Here is a 15,996-nt window from a genome sequence, read left to right on the forward strand (position 1 = left end):
GGAGGTCTTGGTGCTGCCACCCACCCACCGAGGTCGACATGTCCTTTCGGAGCGTCCGGGCTCTCCCGACCCTCGCCGCGGCGCTGGCCGGCGCCATCGCCCTCGCGGGCTGCAGCACCTCGACCCACTTCCCGGTCGACCGGCGGGTCCAGGTGGACGAGGCCGCCCACGGCGTGGCGGGCCTCGAGACCGTGGACCTGTCCGCCAGCGGCGACGCCTGGATCAACCGGCGCTGCCTGAAGGGGGTCACCATCCGCGCCGCCCGGGCCGTCATCGTCTCGGTGGACGGCGGCAACGCCGCCACCCGCGGCTCGGGCACGCTGGCGCTCCGGCCGGACGGCGCCCCGGAGGACGGCAGCCACGACGTGGTGCTGGGCCGCTTCGACGACGTGCCCATCCTGACCGGGCTGAGCCTCGAGGTGACGCCCTCCCCCGAGGCGGGCGCGGTGCTGCGCGAGGCGCTGGAGGGGAGCGGGCGGCTGGCGCTGGTGATGCGCGGCCAGGCCAACGCCCGGCCGGTGGGCTTCGCGGTCAACGTGGTGCTGGAGGTGCGGGTGAAGTACGACCCGCTCGAGCTGCTCTAGCCCCGGGCCGGCGGCGCGGCCCCGGCCCGGCGGGCGGGCGGGTGCCGTTTCAGCGTGGCCTGCCGTTTCAGCATGGACTGGCGCTCCGGCGGGTGGCCCCCATGCCAGATCGGCACTAGACTCCCTGCTCCACCCGGAGGGCGCCGGTGCCCAAGAGCACGAGCTGGGGAGTCGGCCGCACCTGCCTGGTGGTCAGGCCCGCCGGGGGCGGCAGCTCCTCGGTGGCGCGCCACCTGGCGGCGGCGGGGTTCACCACGCTGCTGGCCTCCTCCGAGGAGGAGGCGCTGGCCGTGCTGGACCGCGAGACGCTGGCCGCGGCCCTCATCCCCCGCTCCTTCAGCCCGGTCGCCATCACCACCCTGGTGGCCCGGGCCGGCCACCAGCACCCGGCGGTGCCGGTGGTCGTGCTGGGGGCCTCGGGCACCGTGCAGGAGGCCGTGGACGCCATGCAGCAAGGGGCGGCGGACTACCTCGCGCCGCCCTTCGACGCCGAGACCCTGCTGGCGCGCCTCAGGCGCCTGCTGGAGCAGGTGGAGCCCCCCGGACCGGCGCCGCTGGCCCCCGTCACCTCGTTCACGGGGCTGATCGGCGGCTCCGCGGCCATCCGCCGGGTGCTCTCCACCATCGACAAGATCTCCCGGTACAAGACCAACGTCCTCATCCTGGGGGAGAGCGGGACCGGGAAGGAGCTCATCGCCCGCGCCCTGCACGCCCGTGGCCCGCGCCGGCAGCAGCTCTTCGTGCCGCTCAACTGCGCCACCCTGGGGCGCGAGCTCCTCGAGAACGAGCTGTTCGGCCACGAGCGGGGCGCCTTCACCGGGGCCGACGACCGGAAGAAGGGGCTCTTCGAGCTGGCCGACGGGGCACGCTCTTCCTCGACGATCGCCGAGATGGACCCGGCCACGCAGGCCAAGCTCCTCCGGGTCCTGGAGCGGAACGAGTTCCGGCGGGTCGGCGGCACCGGCAAGGTGAAGGTGGACCTGAGCGTGCTGGCGGCCACCAACCGGAACATCGACGACGCCATCCGGGCCGGGAGGTTCCGCGACGACCTCTACTACCGCCTCAAGGTGGTCACCCTGGTCATCCCCCCGCTGCGCGAGCGCAAGGAGGACGTGCCGGCCCTGATCGACTCCTTCATCGCGGACTTCAACCGTCGCAACGACCAGAAGATCCGCGGGATCACCCCGCAGGCGCTCAGGGCCATCATGGACCACGACTGGCCCGGCAACGTGCGCGAGCTGAAGAACGCCGTGGAGAGCGCGGCCATCCTGGCCACGGGCGACACCATCGGCCTCGACGGCTTCGCCGAGCTGGGGCCTGGCGCCGTCGGCGTGGCGGGCTCCGGCGCCGCGGGCGGCGGCCAGCTGGCGCTCCGGGTGGGCTGCACCCTGGCGGCCGCGGAGCGCGACCTCATCCTCGCCACCCTGCGCCGCCACCCCGACAAGCGCGCCGCGGCCAGCGTGCTCGGGATCGGCCTGCGCACGCTCTACACCAAGCTGGGCCAGTACCGGCGATAGGCCTCGGCGCGGCCGGGTGCCGATTCGGCATGGATCCCCGGCCCGGCGCCGCGGGGCCGCCCGCTCGACGACCTCCCCACCACGCCGGGCCTCGCTTCCAGGGGGGAAGGCGCCGCTGGCCCGCTTCGTGCTTCTGCGGAGGAGCGTGACGCAGAGAGACCGACCTGCAGCGGCGCCGCCGGCCGCGCCCGCCGCCGCGCCTGCGCTGCTGGTCGTCGCGCCAGGGGGCGCCGACCCGGACGGCCTGTTCCGGGAGCTGGCGGCGCGCCAGGACTACCAGCTGGGCTACGGCGCCACCCTCGCCTCGGCCGAGGAGGACCTGCGGGCCAGGCCCGTCGCCTTGCTGATCGCCTCCCCCGGGGTCTCCGTCGCCGACGTGGGGCGCCTGCTGGCCTCGCGGGATCGGCTGCGCCCGGGCATCCCGGTGCTGGTCATCCGCTACCGGCAGGCCGAGGAGCCGCCGGCCTGGGCCAGGAAGGGCGTCGGCGTGCTGCGCTGTCCGCTCCTCCCGGAGGCGCTGAGCCGCTCGGTGGACGTCGTGCTCGGCCTGGCCGGGACCGCAGACGGTGGGCCGAGGTCCGGCCGATGAGCCTGGTCCTGGCCGGCGCCGCGGTCCTGCTGGTGGGGGCGGTCCTGGCCCTCGGCCTGCGGGACAACCTGCACCGCGGCTGGGCCGCCATCCTCACCCAGGCGCTGGCGAGCGGGCTGGTGCTGGCGGGGGTCCTGCCGGTGCTGCTGGGCGGTGGCGAGGTCCGCGCCACCGTGCCCTGGTCCTATCCCATCGACGCCATCGCGGTGCACCTCGACCCGCTCGGCGCCTTCTTCCTGGCCTGGTCGCTGCCCATGACCCTGCTCGGCACGGTCTACGCGCTCGGGTACCTGAAGCCCTCCTTCCAGACCAGGAACGCCGGCGTCCAGTTCGCGCTGCTCAACGTCACCTCGATCTCCTTCGTCATGATCTACACGCTGGAGAGCGCCTTCGTCTTCCTGCTCGGGTGGGAGATCGCGGCCGTGGCGGCCTGGCTGCTGGTGGTCTGGGACTACCGCAACCAGCGCATCCGCTTCGCCGGCTTCAACTACCTGGTCTCCACGCACATCGGGCTCTTCTTCCTGCTGGCCGCCTTCATGGTCATGCACAGCCAGACCGCCTCGATGGACTTCCAGGCCTTCGGCGCGTTCCTCCGCGGCGCCCGGCCCCTTGCGGGGCGTCACCTTCGTCCTGCTGGTCCCTCCTTCGCCCTCAAGTCGGCGTTCTTCCCGTTCCACACCTGGCTGCCCCGCGCCCACTCCGCGGCGCCCGCCCACGTCTCCGCGCTGATGTCCGGCGTCATCCACAAGGCCGGCATCTTCGGCCTCCTGCGCTTCACCCTGCTCCTCGGCACCCCCGAGGAGTGGATGGGGTGGTCGTGCTGCTTTCGGCGCGCTCCGCGCTGGCGGGCGTCCTCTACGACCACCCAGCGCGACCTGAAGCGGCTCCTCGGCTACTCCTCCACGGAGAACGTCGGCATCGCCGGGATGGGCTTTGGCGTGGGCACCTGGGCTGGCCTGGCACGAGCCGGCCCTGGTGGTGCTCGGCTTCACCGGCGGCCTCCTGCACCTGCTCAACCACGCGGTCTTCAAGTGCCTGCTCTTCTACGCGGCCGGCGCCATCTATCGCTCGACCCACACCGTCGACCTGGAGCGGCTCGGCGGGCTGGCGCGGCGGCTGCCGTGGACGGCGGGCTTCTTCCTGCTGGGCGGGCTGGCCATCTCCGCGCTGCCCCCGCTCAACGGGTTCGTCGGCGAGTTCCTCATCTACGCGGGGCTCCTCGGCCGGGGCGCGCCGCCCGGCGTCGAGCGCGGTGCTGTTCACCAGCGCGGCCGCGTGCTGGCCTTCGTGGGCGGCGCTGGGCGCTGACCATGACGCGCGCCGGTCCGCCTCTTCCTCGGCCAGCCCGGGGGGGCCTCGCCGACGGCGGCCCTCGAGGCGGCCCGCCTCCTCGGCCCGGTCGCCAGGCTCGGGCTCGTGCTCCTCCTGGTGCTGGCCGCGCTGGCCTTGCTCCGCCGCTGGCTGCTGCGCGGCGCGGCGGCGCCACGCGCGGCGACCTGGGGCTGCGGCTACGTCGGGACCACCCCCCGGATGCAGTACACCGGGACGTCGTTCTCGGCGCAGTTCGCCGGCCTCTTCGACACCGTGCTCCGCCACCTGCGCCGCGAGCGGCTCCCCTCCGAGCCGTTCCCGCAGGGCGCAGGGCACCTCGGCACCCACCGCGTACCAGGTCCCTGTGGGCGGGCCGGAAGGGACCGCGCCTGCTGCAGAGCGCCCTCGACCTGCGGCGGCTCCTCCGCAAGCGCCCCGTCTACGGCCGCACCACCACCATCCTCTTCGCCGCCGGCCCGCTGGTGGTGCTGGCCACCACCCTGGTGGCTCGGCCTGCCTGATCCCGCTTGGCCGGTTGGCCGGCGCTGCGTCCTTCCGCTTCGACTTTGTCTGGCCTTCGCCTACCTGTGGGGCCTGGGCCGGATCTTCCTCATGCTGGCCGCGCTCGACACCGGCAGCGCCTTCGAGGGCATGGGCGCCTCGCGCGAGGCGACCTTCTCCGCCATCCTCGAGCCCGCGCTGTTCCTGGCGGCCGGCGAGCCTGGCATCCGGCGAGCGGGAGCTGGCCCTGCTGCTGGTGCCGCAGGTCGCGGGCGGCGCCGCGCTGGTGGTGTGGGCCGGGGCGCTGGTGGCGCTGGTGATCCTGGTGCAGGTCGAGGCCGCGCGCGTCCCGATCGACGACCCGACGACCCACCTCGAGCTCACCATGATCCACGAGGTCATGATCCTCGACCACAGCGGGCCGGAGCTGGCGGCCTCCAGTGGGCCTCGGCCATCAAGCTGGGTACGTCGGGCTCTGTCGGTGCTGGCGACCCGCTGCGCCTCGCACGCCTGGCCTGCCTGGCCGCGGCGGTCCACCTCGGCCTGTGCCTGGCCCTGGCCGCGGCGCTCGGGCTGTCAGAGTCGCTGATCGCGCGGCTCAAGCTGCGGACCATCCCGCAGTACCTGGTGGCCGGCGGGTGGCGGCGCGCGCTGGCGCTCCTGGCCACGGCCTGGGCGCAGGGCGGCGGCCGATGAGCCCGCTGCTCATCACCTGCTGGCATGTTGCTGGTCCCCCTGTTCCTGGCGGCCTCGTGGCGCCTGAACTTGCTCGCGCTCCGGCCCAGGGGCTCATCATGGCCTGGATGGCTCAGCGCGGCTGGACCCCGTCGGCCGCCGCCGTCCCGCTGCTGTTCGACCTGCTGGTGGTCCGCAGCCTGGGCGCCCCGCTGGCGCTGTACGCGGTGATGCGCGCGCACAAGGCGCTGCCGAGCGGCGACGTGCTGCCGCCCAACCTGATGTCGTGGACGATGGCCATCGCCGCTGGTGCTGGTGTCGTTCCGGTTCGCGGAGATGCTGGTGCCGGTGGACCCGCCGCTGGAGTCGGACGCGCAGACCCTCGTCGCGGTGGCCACCGGCGGCTGCTGCTCGGGCTGCTGCTCCTGGCCACCCAGACCGGCCCGTTCTCCCAGATGGTGGGCGTCCTGCGCATCGAGAACGCCATCGCGTTGTTCGAGCTGGCCGCCGCGACCCCAGCCGCCAGATCCCCAGCCGGCGCCGCCGATGCCGCCGCGGTGCTCCTGCTGGCGGACCCTGCCACGGCTGGGGGCTTCCTCGCGCAGACCGTGATCCTCGTGCTCGCCGTCTGGCTGTTCCGCCGGCCCGCGGCGGTGCCCGCCCCGCTGACCTCCGGCAAGGTCAGCGCCGTGGAGGGCCCGCCTCGCCCTCCTGGGCTCACGCCTGGCGCTCTTTGCGGGGGCCTGCTGGATCCCGGACTTCGGGCCGCGCGTCGGCTCGAAGCTTGGCTCGCCTGCGGGCCCTGCTGGCGCTCGCCGCCCGCTCGACGTCGCCCTCGCCGGCGCTGCTCATCACCACCTCGGCCCGGACCCGGGGGGGGGCCCCCGGGGGGCCGCCCGCCGCGGAGCTGCGCGGTGCTCGCCGCGGCTACCTGCGCGGCGGACGCCACGGCCAGGCTGTTGCCTGCTGGTGGTCAACCTCATCTTCCTGGGCATCTCGCCTACCTGATGGTCCGCCGCCCCAAGGCCCCCGAGCGCGCCGCCGTCATGCGCGGCTTCGCCGCGCTGTCGCTGGTGTTTCTGGCGGCGTGCAACCTGGCGATCCTCGGCAACCACCTGCTGGCCTGGATCCGGCTGGAGGGCGCCACCCTGTCGGCGGTGCCGCTGATCATCGTTCCGGCCGGAGGCGCCAGCGTCGGACGGCGGCAAGGACGCCACCAAGGAGTTCCCCTCGCGGCGGGCGTCCTGGCGCTAGCGTGCTGTTCTCCTCCGTGGGCCTGGCGCTGGCGCTCCTGGGCCTGGTGAGCCCGCAGCATGGAGCTCGACGGGCACGAGGCCACGCTGTTTCTCGACAAGCTCCCGGCGGCGCTCGCCGGCCCGGCCAACCCGTGGCGCCAGCTCGGCCTGGCGCTCATGCTGCTGGGCATCGGCACCAAGCTCGGCCTCGCGCCCATGTATAGCTGGCTGCCCGAGGCCTATGACGGGCGCCGTCCGAGGTCACCGCGATGCTCGGCGCGGTGCAGTTCAACTGCGCCCTGGTGTTTCTGTTCCACGTGGTGCAGGTCTTCCGCGCCGGCTCGGGCGCGCTCATCACCGGCGAGCTGCTCACCATCGGCCTGTCCTCGGTGGCGGTGTCCACCGTCAGCATCGTCGCCACCCGCAACTTCAAGCGCCTGCTGGCCTACGCCTCGATCAACCACGCCGGGGTCATCGCGATCGGCCTTGGCCTTGGCAAGCCGGCCGGCTTTGGGCTCTTGCTCTACGTGCTCAGCAACGCCTTCATCAAGGCGATCTTGTTTCTCACCGCCGGCAAGATCGAGCAGCACTACGGGACCAAGGACACCAAGGCCATCGCTGGCCTCATCAAGGACCTGCCCTACAGCGGCCTGTTCTTGATGGTGGGGACGTTTGGCCTGCTCGGCTTTCCTCCCTTTGGCAGCTTCCTGGGCGAGCTCTTGATCCTGTCGGCGCTGGTGACCAGCGGCCAGATGTTCGTGTTCGCCGCGTTCTGCATGCTCATCACCATGACGTTCGTGGCCACCGGGCGGACGATCTTCCCGATGATCTGGGGCGAGCCCAAGCAAGAGCGCACCTGGCCCAAGCAGAGCGCGCTCTCGGGCATGCACAAGCTGATCTTCCTGATGGCGCTGCTGGTCCTGGGCATCTACATCCCGCCGCAGCTCAGCGAGCTGATGGCGAGTGTGGCCACGCTGCTGGAGGGCCCATGAGCACGGCTGCGGAACCGCCCGCGAGCTCGGCCGGGGACGCCGCGCTCTCGCACCCCTTGCACCGCGAAGACGTGCGCGCCCTGCAACGCCTGGATCCTGGCGCCTGGCGCACCCAGCTCATGGCCCGGGTTCGCGCCGGCGCGCGCCGCCCTCGCTGTACGGACGCCGCGACGGCGACCGGGTCCTGCTCACCGCGGTCCTCCTGGGCGAGGGCGGCTTCTCGCTGCTGCGCACCTCCGTTCACCCGGCCGGCGGCTACCACGAGCTGACCCGGAGATCCCGGCGCTGCACTGCTTCGAGCGGGAGCTGCACGAGCAGCTCGGGGTCCGCGTCGCTGGCCACCCGTGGCTTCGCCCGATCCGCTACCAGGGCAAGGACCAGGCGGCGATGAACTCCTATCCGTTCTATCGCGTCGAGGGCAAGGAGGTCCACGAGGTCGACGTGGGCCTCATCCACGCCGGCGTCATCGAGCCCGGGCACTTCCGCTTCACCTGCCTCGGCGAGACGGTGCACCACCTGGAGATCCACCTGGGCTACCAGCACCGCGGCGCCGAGCGGCTCCTGCTCCGCCGCGACCCCCGCCTGCTCGCGCCCCTGGTGGAGACCATCGCCGGCGACGCCAGCGTGGCGCACGCCTGGGCCTACGCGGAGGCGGTGGAGGCCGCTGGCCGGCCAGGCCAGCGGCGCCGGCCCTGGACGTCCACCGCGGCATCGGGCTGGAGCTGGAGCGCATCGGCATGCACCTGGCCGGGCTCTCCGGCATGGCCAACGACATCGCGTTCCTGCAGGGGGCGGCCTCGTACGGGCGCCTGCGCACCACCGTCATCAACACCAGCATGCTGGTGTGCGGCAGCCGCTTCGGCCGCGGCTGGGTCCGGCCCGCCTCCATCCGGGCCCCCCTGGCCGGCGCGCACGAGGAGGCCACCCGCGCCAACCTGGCCCTGCTGGCGCGCGACATACGCCTCGTCGACCAGCGGCTGCGGTCGTCGGCCAGCGTGCGCCACCGGCTCGAGGGGGTGGGCACCGTGACCCGCGAGCAGGCGCTGGAGATCGGGCTGGTGGGCCAGGCCGCCCGGGCCAGCGGGGTCGACCTGGACCTGCGGGCGCGCCGCCCGGGCGCCTGTACCGCGCCCTGCCCGTCACCCCGGTGGTCGAGGCCGGCGGCGACTGCCTGGCGCGGGCGGCGCTGCGCATGCGCGAGATCGAGGAGTCCACCCGCTGGCTCCTGGCGGCGCTGGACTCCCGGCCCGGGCTGGCGCGCTGGTCCGCGCCCGTGGGGCCGCTGGCGCCGCGGACCCTGGCCATCGGGCTGCGCGAGGGCTGGCGCGGCGAGGTGGTCCACGCCCTGGAGACCGACGGGGAGGGACGCCTGCGCCACTACAAGGTGCAGGACCCGTCGCTGCGCAACTGGCTCGGCCTGGCGCTGGCGGTGCGGCGGAACGACATCTCCGACTTCCCGGTCTGCAACAAGAGCTTCGACCTCTCCTACTGCGGCAACGACCTCTGAGCGGGAGCTGACCCCATGCTGAACGCCATCCAGGTGCGGATCTCGCAGGGGCGGCAGTACGTGCCGGACCTCCGCGCGGCCACCCCCAGGGGCTTCCGGGGCCTGCCCGTGCTGTCCGGCGAGCCGTGCCCGGAGGCCTGCCGGGCCTGCCTGGAGGCCTGCCCCGCCGACGCCCTGGCGCTGGCGCCGCTCCGGCTGGACCTGGGGCGCTGCCTCCTGTGCGGCGACTGCGCCCCGGCCTGCCCGCCGGCCAGGATCGAGTTCACGCCGGAGCACCGGATGGCCTCGGACTCCCCGGGCGGGCTGGTGGTGGTCGAGGGCGCCGCCGCCCCACCCGCCGTCGCGGTGTCCCGGGCCCTCGCCGAGGCCTTCGGCCGGTCGCTCAGGCTCCGCTCGGTCTCCTCCGGCGGCTGCAACGGCTGCGAGCTCGAGCTCAACGCGCTCGGCAACGTCAACTTCGACCTGGGCCGCCACGGCATCGAGTTCGTGGCCTCGCCCCGGCACGCCGACGGCCTGGTCCTGACCGGCCCGCTCACCGCCAACATGCGCCAGGCGCTCGACCTCGCCTGGGACGCCTTGCCCACGCCGCGCTTCGTCATCGCGGTCGGCGCCTGCGCCATCTCCGGCGGACCCTACGCCGGGTCGAGCGTCCTCTCGCGCGAGTTCCTGGGCCGGGAGGTGCCGGCGCTCTACGTCCCGGGGTGCCCTCCGCACCCCCTCACCATCATCAACGGGATCCTCGACCTCCTCGGCATCGACCTCCCGGCGCAGCGGGCCGGCCGGGCGGCCGCGCGCCAGGGCGGGGCAGGCAGCCCCCCGACCTTCCCCCGGGCCACCATCACGTCCCGCACCGACGCCGCGGAGCGGCTGTGCCGCGCCGTCGGCTGCGATCCCGGCTTCGGGTCGGCTCCCCCGCCGCCCCGCGCGCCGGGTCCGGACGGCGCCGCCTGACCTCCCGCCTGACCTCCCGCCTGGCGCCGCGCCCGGGCGCCGGCGGCGGCCAGTCCTCTCAGCCCGCCGCCGGCCTGGGCGGCGAGGCCCCCAGCACCGGGTGGGCCGGCTGCACCATGAAGTGCGGGGACATGATCTGGATCCCGGCCGCGTTGAAGCCGTCCTGGATGCTGGCGTGCAGCCTGGACAGCACCTGCGGCCGGTCCAGCGGCACCTCCAGCCGGGCCACCAGCTCGTAGACCACGTAGAAGTCCTGCAGCTCGCGCTGCAGCACGAAGGGCTTCACGTCGGCGCGCAGGCCGGCGGTCTGGGCCGCGGCCGCCAGCAGCAGCGCCTCCACCGTGCGCCAGGGGGCGTCGTACCCGATGCTCACCGTGGTGGAGACCTGGGCGCCCTGGCCGCGGGTCAGGCGGGTGAAGTTGCGCACCGGCCCGCCCACCACCACGCTGTTGGGGACCGTCACCTCCTCGCCGCGCAGCGTGACCACCTTGGTGGAGAGCAGCCCCACCTCGCTCACCACCCCCTCGGTCTCGCCCATGTGCACGTAGTCGCCCACGGCCAGCGAGCGGGAGTAGACCACCACCAGCCCGCTCATGGCCTGCGACACCAGGCCGGTGGACCCCAGCGAGATCATCACGCCCAGCACCAGCGAGAGCCCCTTGAAGCCCTCCGAGCTGGTGCCGGGCAGGTACGGGTAGGAGGCGGCCAGCGCCACCACCCAGACCAGCGCGGTGGCCAGGCGGCGGGTGGCCTTGAGGGTCTCGGGGTGCAGCCCGGGCACGGTCAGGGCGCCGGCCTCGGCCCGCCCGAAGACCCCCTCCAGGAAGCTGGTGGTGCCGCGCGCCAGCAGCACGATGACGAAGACCGCCACCAGCCCGGGGATGGCCCGCACCACCTCCAGCCCGGCGCCGGCCAGCACCTCGAGGACCCGGCCGTTGAGCGCCTCGGCCCATGGGGCGGTGGCCTCGAAGCGCCCCAGCACGAAGGCCAGCCAGGCGTCGACCAGCCCCACCACCAGCACCCAGAACCCGCCCAGCACCACGGTCCGCACCACGGCGCGGATGAGGGGGCCGAAGTCGAACCCGCGCTGCGTGAGCCCCTCGGCGCGCCGGTGGGCCAGGTGCGCCAGCCCGCGGGCGGCCATCCGCCGCAGGCCCACCAGGCCCCAGAGGAGGAGCGCCAGCAGGGCCGTGGCCGCCACCGAGTGGACCAGGCCGCGCAGCGGGAGGAGCTCCAGCGTGGAGCGCGGCAGCGCCGGGGCGGCCTCGGCTGGCGCGGCGGCCAGCAGGCGGACCAGCAGGGCGGCGGTGCTCGGCAGCAGGTGGGCCATGGCGGCGGTGTCCTCGGGGGCGAAAAGGCCCGCTAGACTAGGCGGAGGGTCGCCCCCCTGCAGCGACCCATCCGGGGCCGCCAGTGCCCTGCTATACCAAGGACCCGCAGACGTCCCGGCGGCGGCGAGGATCCCAGCATGTTCCAGGTGAAAGCGGAGTCGCCCTACCCCCGGCTGGCGGCGCGCTGGACCGGCCCGGGCACCCCGGCGCCGGTGCTGGTGGAGGACACCCGCGAGGCCTTCGGTGGCCTGACCCCCGGCGACCTCGGCCTGGTGGCCCCCCTGGTGGCCGCCCTGCGGGCGCGCCTCACCGACCCGGGCGCCCGCGAGGCCGCCCGCCGGGCCCTGGGCGGCCTGCTCGACACGGTGCGCCGCCGCCTCTTCACCCAGGCGCTGCCGGAGGACCAGGTCGAGCCCTGGCTGCGGCACCTCCTGCCGGTCATCCGCGAGGCCGACTACACCTTCGGCGAGCTGCTGCGCTCCCGCGAGGAGACCGACCCGAAGACGGTGGCCATCCGCGTGCTGGGCGCCGAGGCCACCGAGCTGACGGTGTCGGAGGTGGCGCGCCGCACCCGCGCCATCGCCCGCGGCCTGCTGGCCATCCTGGGCGACGACCCGGAGGCGCGGGTCGCCATCCTCTCGGAGAACTGCCTGGAGGCGGCGCTCTGCGACCTGGCCTGCCTCTCCAACGGCTTCGTCGACTTCCCGCTGCCGGCCAACGCGGTGGCCGAGCAGATCGTCTACATGCTGAAGCACTCGCGGGCGCGGGTGCTCCTGTGCAGCGACGAGGAGCAGGTGGCCAAGGTGCTGCCGGCGCTCTCCGGCCTGCCCGACCTGCGCGAGGTGGTCTGCTTCTCGAAGAGCTGCGCCGAGCGCAACGGCCTGCTCTCGCTCGACCAGGTGGTGGGCCAGGGGGCCGGCTTCGACGAGGCCGCCCGCGAGGCCCGGGCCGCCCGGGTCAAGGCCACCGACATGGCCACCGCCATGTACACCTCGGGCACCACCGGCAAGCCCAAGGCCATCGTCTTCACCCACGAGAACATCGTCTCGAAGCGGCTGTGCCGCGGCTTCGCGCTGCGCGAGGTGGGCGAGGCGACACCTTCCTGTGCTACCTGCCGCTCTACCACACGTTCGGCCGCTACCTGGAGCTGACCGGCACCCTGTGGTGGGGGGCCACCTACGTCTTCGCCCGCTCCACCGCCCAGGCCACGCTGCTGGAGGACTTCCGCTCGGTCAAGCCGTCGGTCTTCATCTCGGTCCCCAAGAAGTGGATGGAGCTGCAGGACGCCGCGGTCTGGGAGGCGGCCTCCGACGACGCCGACGAGACGGCCGCCCACCTGCGGGTCATCACCGGCACCCGGCTGCGCTACGGCCTCTCGGCGGCCGGCTACCTGGACCCCGCCATCTTCAAGACCTTCCACCGGGCCGGGGTGGAGCTCTGCTCCGGCTACGGCATGACCGAGGCCACCGGCGGCATCACCATGACGGTGCCGGGCGGCTACGTGGACGGCTCCATCGGCACGCCGCTGCCGGGCGTGGAGTGCCGCCGCGCCGACGACGGCGAGCTGCTCATCCGCGGCGTCTACATCTCGCCGGGCTACCTCGACCCCGGGCCGGAGGAGGCCGGCTCCCACGACCCGGACGGCTGGTTCCACACCGGCGACCTGGTCAGCCTGGAGGACGGCCACTTCCGCATCGTCGGGCGCAAGAAGGAGATCTACAAGAACCGGGCCGGGCAGACCATCGCGCCGCAGCGGGTGGAGAACCTCTTCCGCGACTTCGAGGCGGTGGCCCAGGCCTTCCTGGTGGGCGACCACCGCGACTACAACACGCTGCTGGTCTGGCCCAACTTCGACAAGGACCCGTCGCTCAGGAGCGCAGCCCGAGCAGCTGCGCGACCTGCTGTCGTCGCTGGTGGCCAGCGCCAACCGCTTCCTGGCCCCCTTCGAGCGGGTGGTGGCCTTCCAGGTGCTGCCGCGGGCCCTCGATCTGGAGCACGGCGAGCTGACCCACAAGGCCAGCTTCAAGCGCGAGGTGGTGGAGAAGGTCTGGAAGGACCTCATCGAGAAGATGTACGAGCAGAAGCACCTGGCCCTCTCCATGGACGGGATGTTCCTGCGCATCCCGAACTGGGTGCTGCGCGAGATCGGCGTGCTGCAGCACGAGGTGGCGCTGCGCCACGGGCTGCTCACCGCCGGCGAGCGCTCCATCCAGGTGGGGCCGGAGCCCTCGGCGCCCGGCTCGATGCGGCTGGGCGACCTGGCCTACGCCAACGACTCCACCGTCCTCGACCTGGGGGCGCTGCTGGCCCGCCCCTCGCTCTGGCTGGGCAACGAGGCGCTGCGCGCCTTCCTGGGCGACGAGGCCTTCCTGGCCCTGGTGGGCCGGCGCCGCAAGGGCGGCGGCGACCTGCGCATCGACCCCCGGCTCTGGATCGCCCCGTCGGTGGACCGGCTGGGCGAGCTGCTGGAGCTGGTGGAGGGGCCCGAGGTCACCTTCCGCTCCATCCACGCCGCCGGCGAGCTGCTGCGGGCCGAGCGGCCCGAGGCCCGCCGCGCCATCAGCCACCTGCACATCGGCCTGGCCGCCGCCGCCACCGAGCAGGCGGTGCTGTGCCGCGCCCTGCTGCGCCGGGCCGCCGACGCGCCCGACGAGGACGTCAAGCGGCGCGCCTTCCGGGTGCTGCTGCCCAACGAGGAGCCGCACAAGACGCTGGAGACGCTGCGCCTCTTCCTGGACCGCATGGGCGCGGTGGCCCTGCGCGACGAGGACCTGGCCGACCTGGGCGAGCGCGGCCTGACCGACGCCCAGGTGCAGCTCTTGCTGGCCCACCTGGCCTCGGATCGCGCCAACGGCCCGCTGGCCGACCCCTCCGACCGGCGCGCCCTCATCGGGGTGATGCGGCTGCTCACCGCCACCGCCATCGCCCACCCCAACTACTTCGCCCGGGTGCGCGTGCCGCTGGCCCGCCTCACGCTGCACGAGGACGCCGCCATCGCGGCCCGCGCCGGCGAGGAGTTCGACCGCCTGCGCCGCGGCTTCTCCAACTGGATCGGCCCCAACCTGCGGCTCGCCATCGACCCGCAGGGCGGCCACGAGTACGGCTGGAGCGACGTCCTGGCCTTCGAGCCCAGCGTCTCGGAGGCGGCCCGCAAGGTGCTGCTGCAGGCGGTGGCCGACTCCACCCTGGTGCGGGCCTCGGTGTTCCTGCTGGGGCGCGGCGTGCTGCTCTCGCTGGCCGACATCCCGCCCGGCGGCGCCAGCGTCAGCCTGCTGGGCCGGCAGCACGGCAAGGCGGTCTACCGCCTCTCCATCCACACCCGCTCGCGCGAGGTCTTCGACCTGGCCATCAACGTGGCCGAGGACCTCTCCTTCGCGGCGCTGCGCGAGGAGGTCAACTGGCTGCTGGCCTGCGGCGCGCCGCCGCCGCTGGTGGAGCAGTTCGGCGGCTACTTCGGCGAGTGGGGCATCTTCTCCGAGGAGTTCATCCCCGGCGACGACGTGGAGCGCCAGGTGGCCCGCCTGCTGCGGCAGGGCGAGGGGCGCCGCCTCGAGCTGCTCTGGCCCTTCGTGGGCTGGACCGCCCTGGAGTGCCTGGTGCGCTTCTGGGACCGGGCCGGCCGCCGGCTGGCCCTGCGCAACCCCTCCCCGGCCGCCTTCATCGTGCCGTCCCACGACTACCACGCGGGCGCCCGGCTGGTGTCCATCGCCGACCGCTCGCCCTGCACCTCGCTCGACGACCTGCTGGACCGGTTCGACACCGCCTTCCTCGAGAAGGTCGGGCAGGTGCGGCCCGAGCTGGCCGGCAAGGTGACCGACGAGATGCTCCTCTCGGCGGTGGTGGAGGGGCTCGGCCCGGAGCGGGCCCTGCCGGCGCTGGAGGAGGCCGCCAGCGGCAAGCGGGCCATCGCCGTCTCCACCTTCCTGGACCGGCTGCGCGTCGAGGGGCCCACCCCGCAGCGGGTCTTCTTCGCGGCGCGCCGCTTCAAGCGCTGGCTGGAGGTCAACCCGCAGGCCACCCCGGAGGCCCAGGTCAAGCACCTCGGCGAGCTGTGGGGCACCTACCGGCTCACCGAGCTGGAGCAGGCCTGGCCGGACACCCGCATCCGCTTCTACCGGCGGACCGTGCTGCTGGGCGCCCGCCCCGAGCTGGGGGCGGCCCTCGACCGGCTCATGCAGCGGGTGCGGGTCCTGCCGGCCGGCGGCCTGGACCTGGCCGAGCAGGTGGCCGCCATCCGCTCCGGGGTGCACGCCACCGAGGAGGAGGACTTCCTGCTGGCCCACATGACCTACCGCTACCTCTCCCCCGGGGAGGACGTGGCGCTCATCTCCATGCCGCACGGCGGCCACGTCACCACCGAGGTGGTGGTGGCCCTGACCGACGAGGAGGGCCACCGCTTCGCGGTGCGCGGCCCGGTCTCGCCGCGCGAGGTGGCCCGGCTGCTCCACCTCTTCGGCGAGTCCAACCTGCAGGTGGCCTTCGCCACCGAGCACGAGTTCCTGCTGACCCTGGACGCCAAGGAGGCGGTGCTGGGCGGCCTCTTCTACAAGCCGGTGCGGGCCGACCGGGTCCACATGGAGAAGCTGGTCATCAGCCGCAAGCAGCGCGGCAAGGGCGTGGCCGACGGCCTGATGCGCGAGTTCTTCCGGCGCATGCGGGCCCGCGGCGTCAAGGCCGTCGAGACCGGCTACTTCCAGCCCGAGTACCTCAAGCGCTTCGGCTTCCGCACCGACCCGGGCTCCGGCGGCCTGGTGCGGGACCTGGACGCCGCGGACCTCTTCAAGTGGTAGCGAGGCACGTCTA

At 73.9% G+C, this 15,996-nt stretch carries 11 protein-coding genes and 1 pseudogene; 10 read left to right on the plus strand and 2 right to left on the minus strand.

Annotated elements, in window-relative coordinates:
• Positions 1 to 38 precede the first annotated feature (38 nt).
• The 7 genes from IPO09_15445 to IPO09_15475 all read left to right on the plus strand — a co-directional run bounded on the left by IPO09_15445 (position 39) and on the right by IPO09_15475 (position 7,404).
• Entirely contained in the window at positions 39 to 584 is a 546-nt protein-coding gene (locus IPO09_15445; GenBank protein ID MBK9518709.1) for a hypothetical protein, read from the plus strand.
• 146 nt (positions 585 to 730) lie between these two features.
• On the plus strand, positions 731 to 2,101 hold the full coding sequence (locus IPO09_15450; GenBank protein ID MBK9518710.1) for a sigma-54-dependent Fis family transcriptional regulator: 1,371 nt from the start codon (positions 731 to 733) through the stop codon (positions 2,099 to 2,101).
• A gap of 145 nt (positions 2,102 to 2,246) precedes the next feature.
• Positions 2,247 to 2,690: a hypothetical protein gene (locus tag IPO09_15455; protein ID MBK9518711.1), complete on the plus strand. Its 444-nt coding sequence runs from the start codon at positions 2,247 to 2,249 to the stop codon at positions 2,688 to 2,690.
• The gene (locus IPO09_15460; protein ID MBK9518712.1) at positions 2,687 to 4,522 is read left to right on the plus strand and encodes a hypothetical protein; all 1,836 of its coding nucleotides are present in this window, start codon (positions 2,687 to 2,689) and stop codon (positions 4,520 to 4,522) included. Before IPO09_15455 ends, IPO09_15460 begins: the two co-directional genes overlap by 4 nt.
• Before the next feature lie 236 nt (positions 4,523 to 4,758).
• Positions 4,759 to 5,091: a hypothetical protein gene (locus tag IPO09_15465; GenBank protein MBK9518713.1), complete on the plus strand. Its 333-nt coding sequence runs from the start codon at positions 4,759 to 4,761 to the stop codon at positions 5,089 to 5,091.
• A 103-nt stretch (positions 5,092 to 5,194) separates the two neighbouring features.
• Positions 5,195 to 6,481 (plus strand): hypothetical protein, encoded by a 1,287-nt coding sequence (locus IPO09_15470; GenBank protein ID MBK9518714.1) that lies wholly within the window; start codon positions 5,195 to 5,197, stop codon positions 6,479 to 6,481.
• A 200-nt stretch (positions 6,482 to 6,681) separates the two neighbouring features.
• Positions 6,682 to 7,404: a hypothetical protein gene (locus tag IPO09_15475; GenBank protein MBK9518715.1), complete on the plus strand. Its 723-nt coding sequence runs from the start codon at positions 6,682 to 6,684 to the stop codon at positions 7,402 to 7,404.
• Between the two features lie 255 nt (positions 7,405 to 7,659).
• Here the strand turns inward: IPO09_15475 and IPO09_15480 are convergent, their stop codons facing one another.
• Positions 7,660 to 8,037 (minus strand): hypothetical protein, encoded by a 378-nt coding sequence (locus IPO09_15480; protein ID MBK9518716.1) that lies wholly within the window; start codon positions 8,035 to 8,037, stop codon positions 7,660 to 7,662.
• Positions 8,038 to 8,141: 104 nt separating this feature from the next.
• On the opposite strand from IPO09_15480, the gene IPO09_15485 reads away from it, so the two are divergent.
• Together IPO09_15485 and IPO09_15490 are read left to right on the plus strand one after the other, a co-directional pair.
• Positions 8,142 to 8,933: a hypothetical protein gene (locus IPO09_15485; GenBank protein ID MBK9518717.1), complete on the plus strand. Its 792-nt coding sequence runs from the start codon at positions 8,142 to 8,144 to the stop codon at positions 8,931 to 8,933.
• Entirely contained in the window at positions 8,927 to 9,862 is a 936-nt protein-coding gene (locus IPO09_15490) for an NADH:ubiquinone oxidoreductase (GenBank protein ID MBK9518718.1), read from the plus strand. The genes IPO09_15485 and IPO09_15490 overlap by 7 nt, the downstream gene beginning before the upstream one ends.
• A 58-nt stretch (positions 9,863 to 9,920) precedes the next feature.
• On the opposite strand, the gene IPO09_15495 is transcribed toward IPO09_15490, so the two are convergent.
• Positions 9,921 to 11,192, minus strand: coding sequence for a mechanosensitive ion channel (locus IPO09_15495; GenBank protein ID MBK9518719.1), 1,272 nt, complete (start codon positions 11,190 to 11,192; stop codon positions 9,921 to 9,923).
• A 138-nt stretch (positions 11,193 to 11,330) separates the two neighbouring features.
• On the opposite strand from IPO09_15495, the pseudogene IPO09_15500 reads away from it, so the two are divergent.
• Positions 11,331 to 15,983 (plus strand): annotated as a pseudogene (locus IPO09_15500) (AMP-binding protein).
• The last annotated feature ends 13 nt before the right edge of the window (positions 15,984 to 15,996 follow it).

The sequence above is a fragment of the Anaeromyxobacter sp. genome, assembly GCA_016718565.1.
Taxonomy (GTDB): domain Bacteria; phylum Myxococcota; class Myxococcia; order Myxococcales; family Anaeromyxobacteraceae; genus JADKCZ01.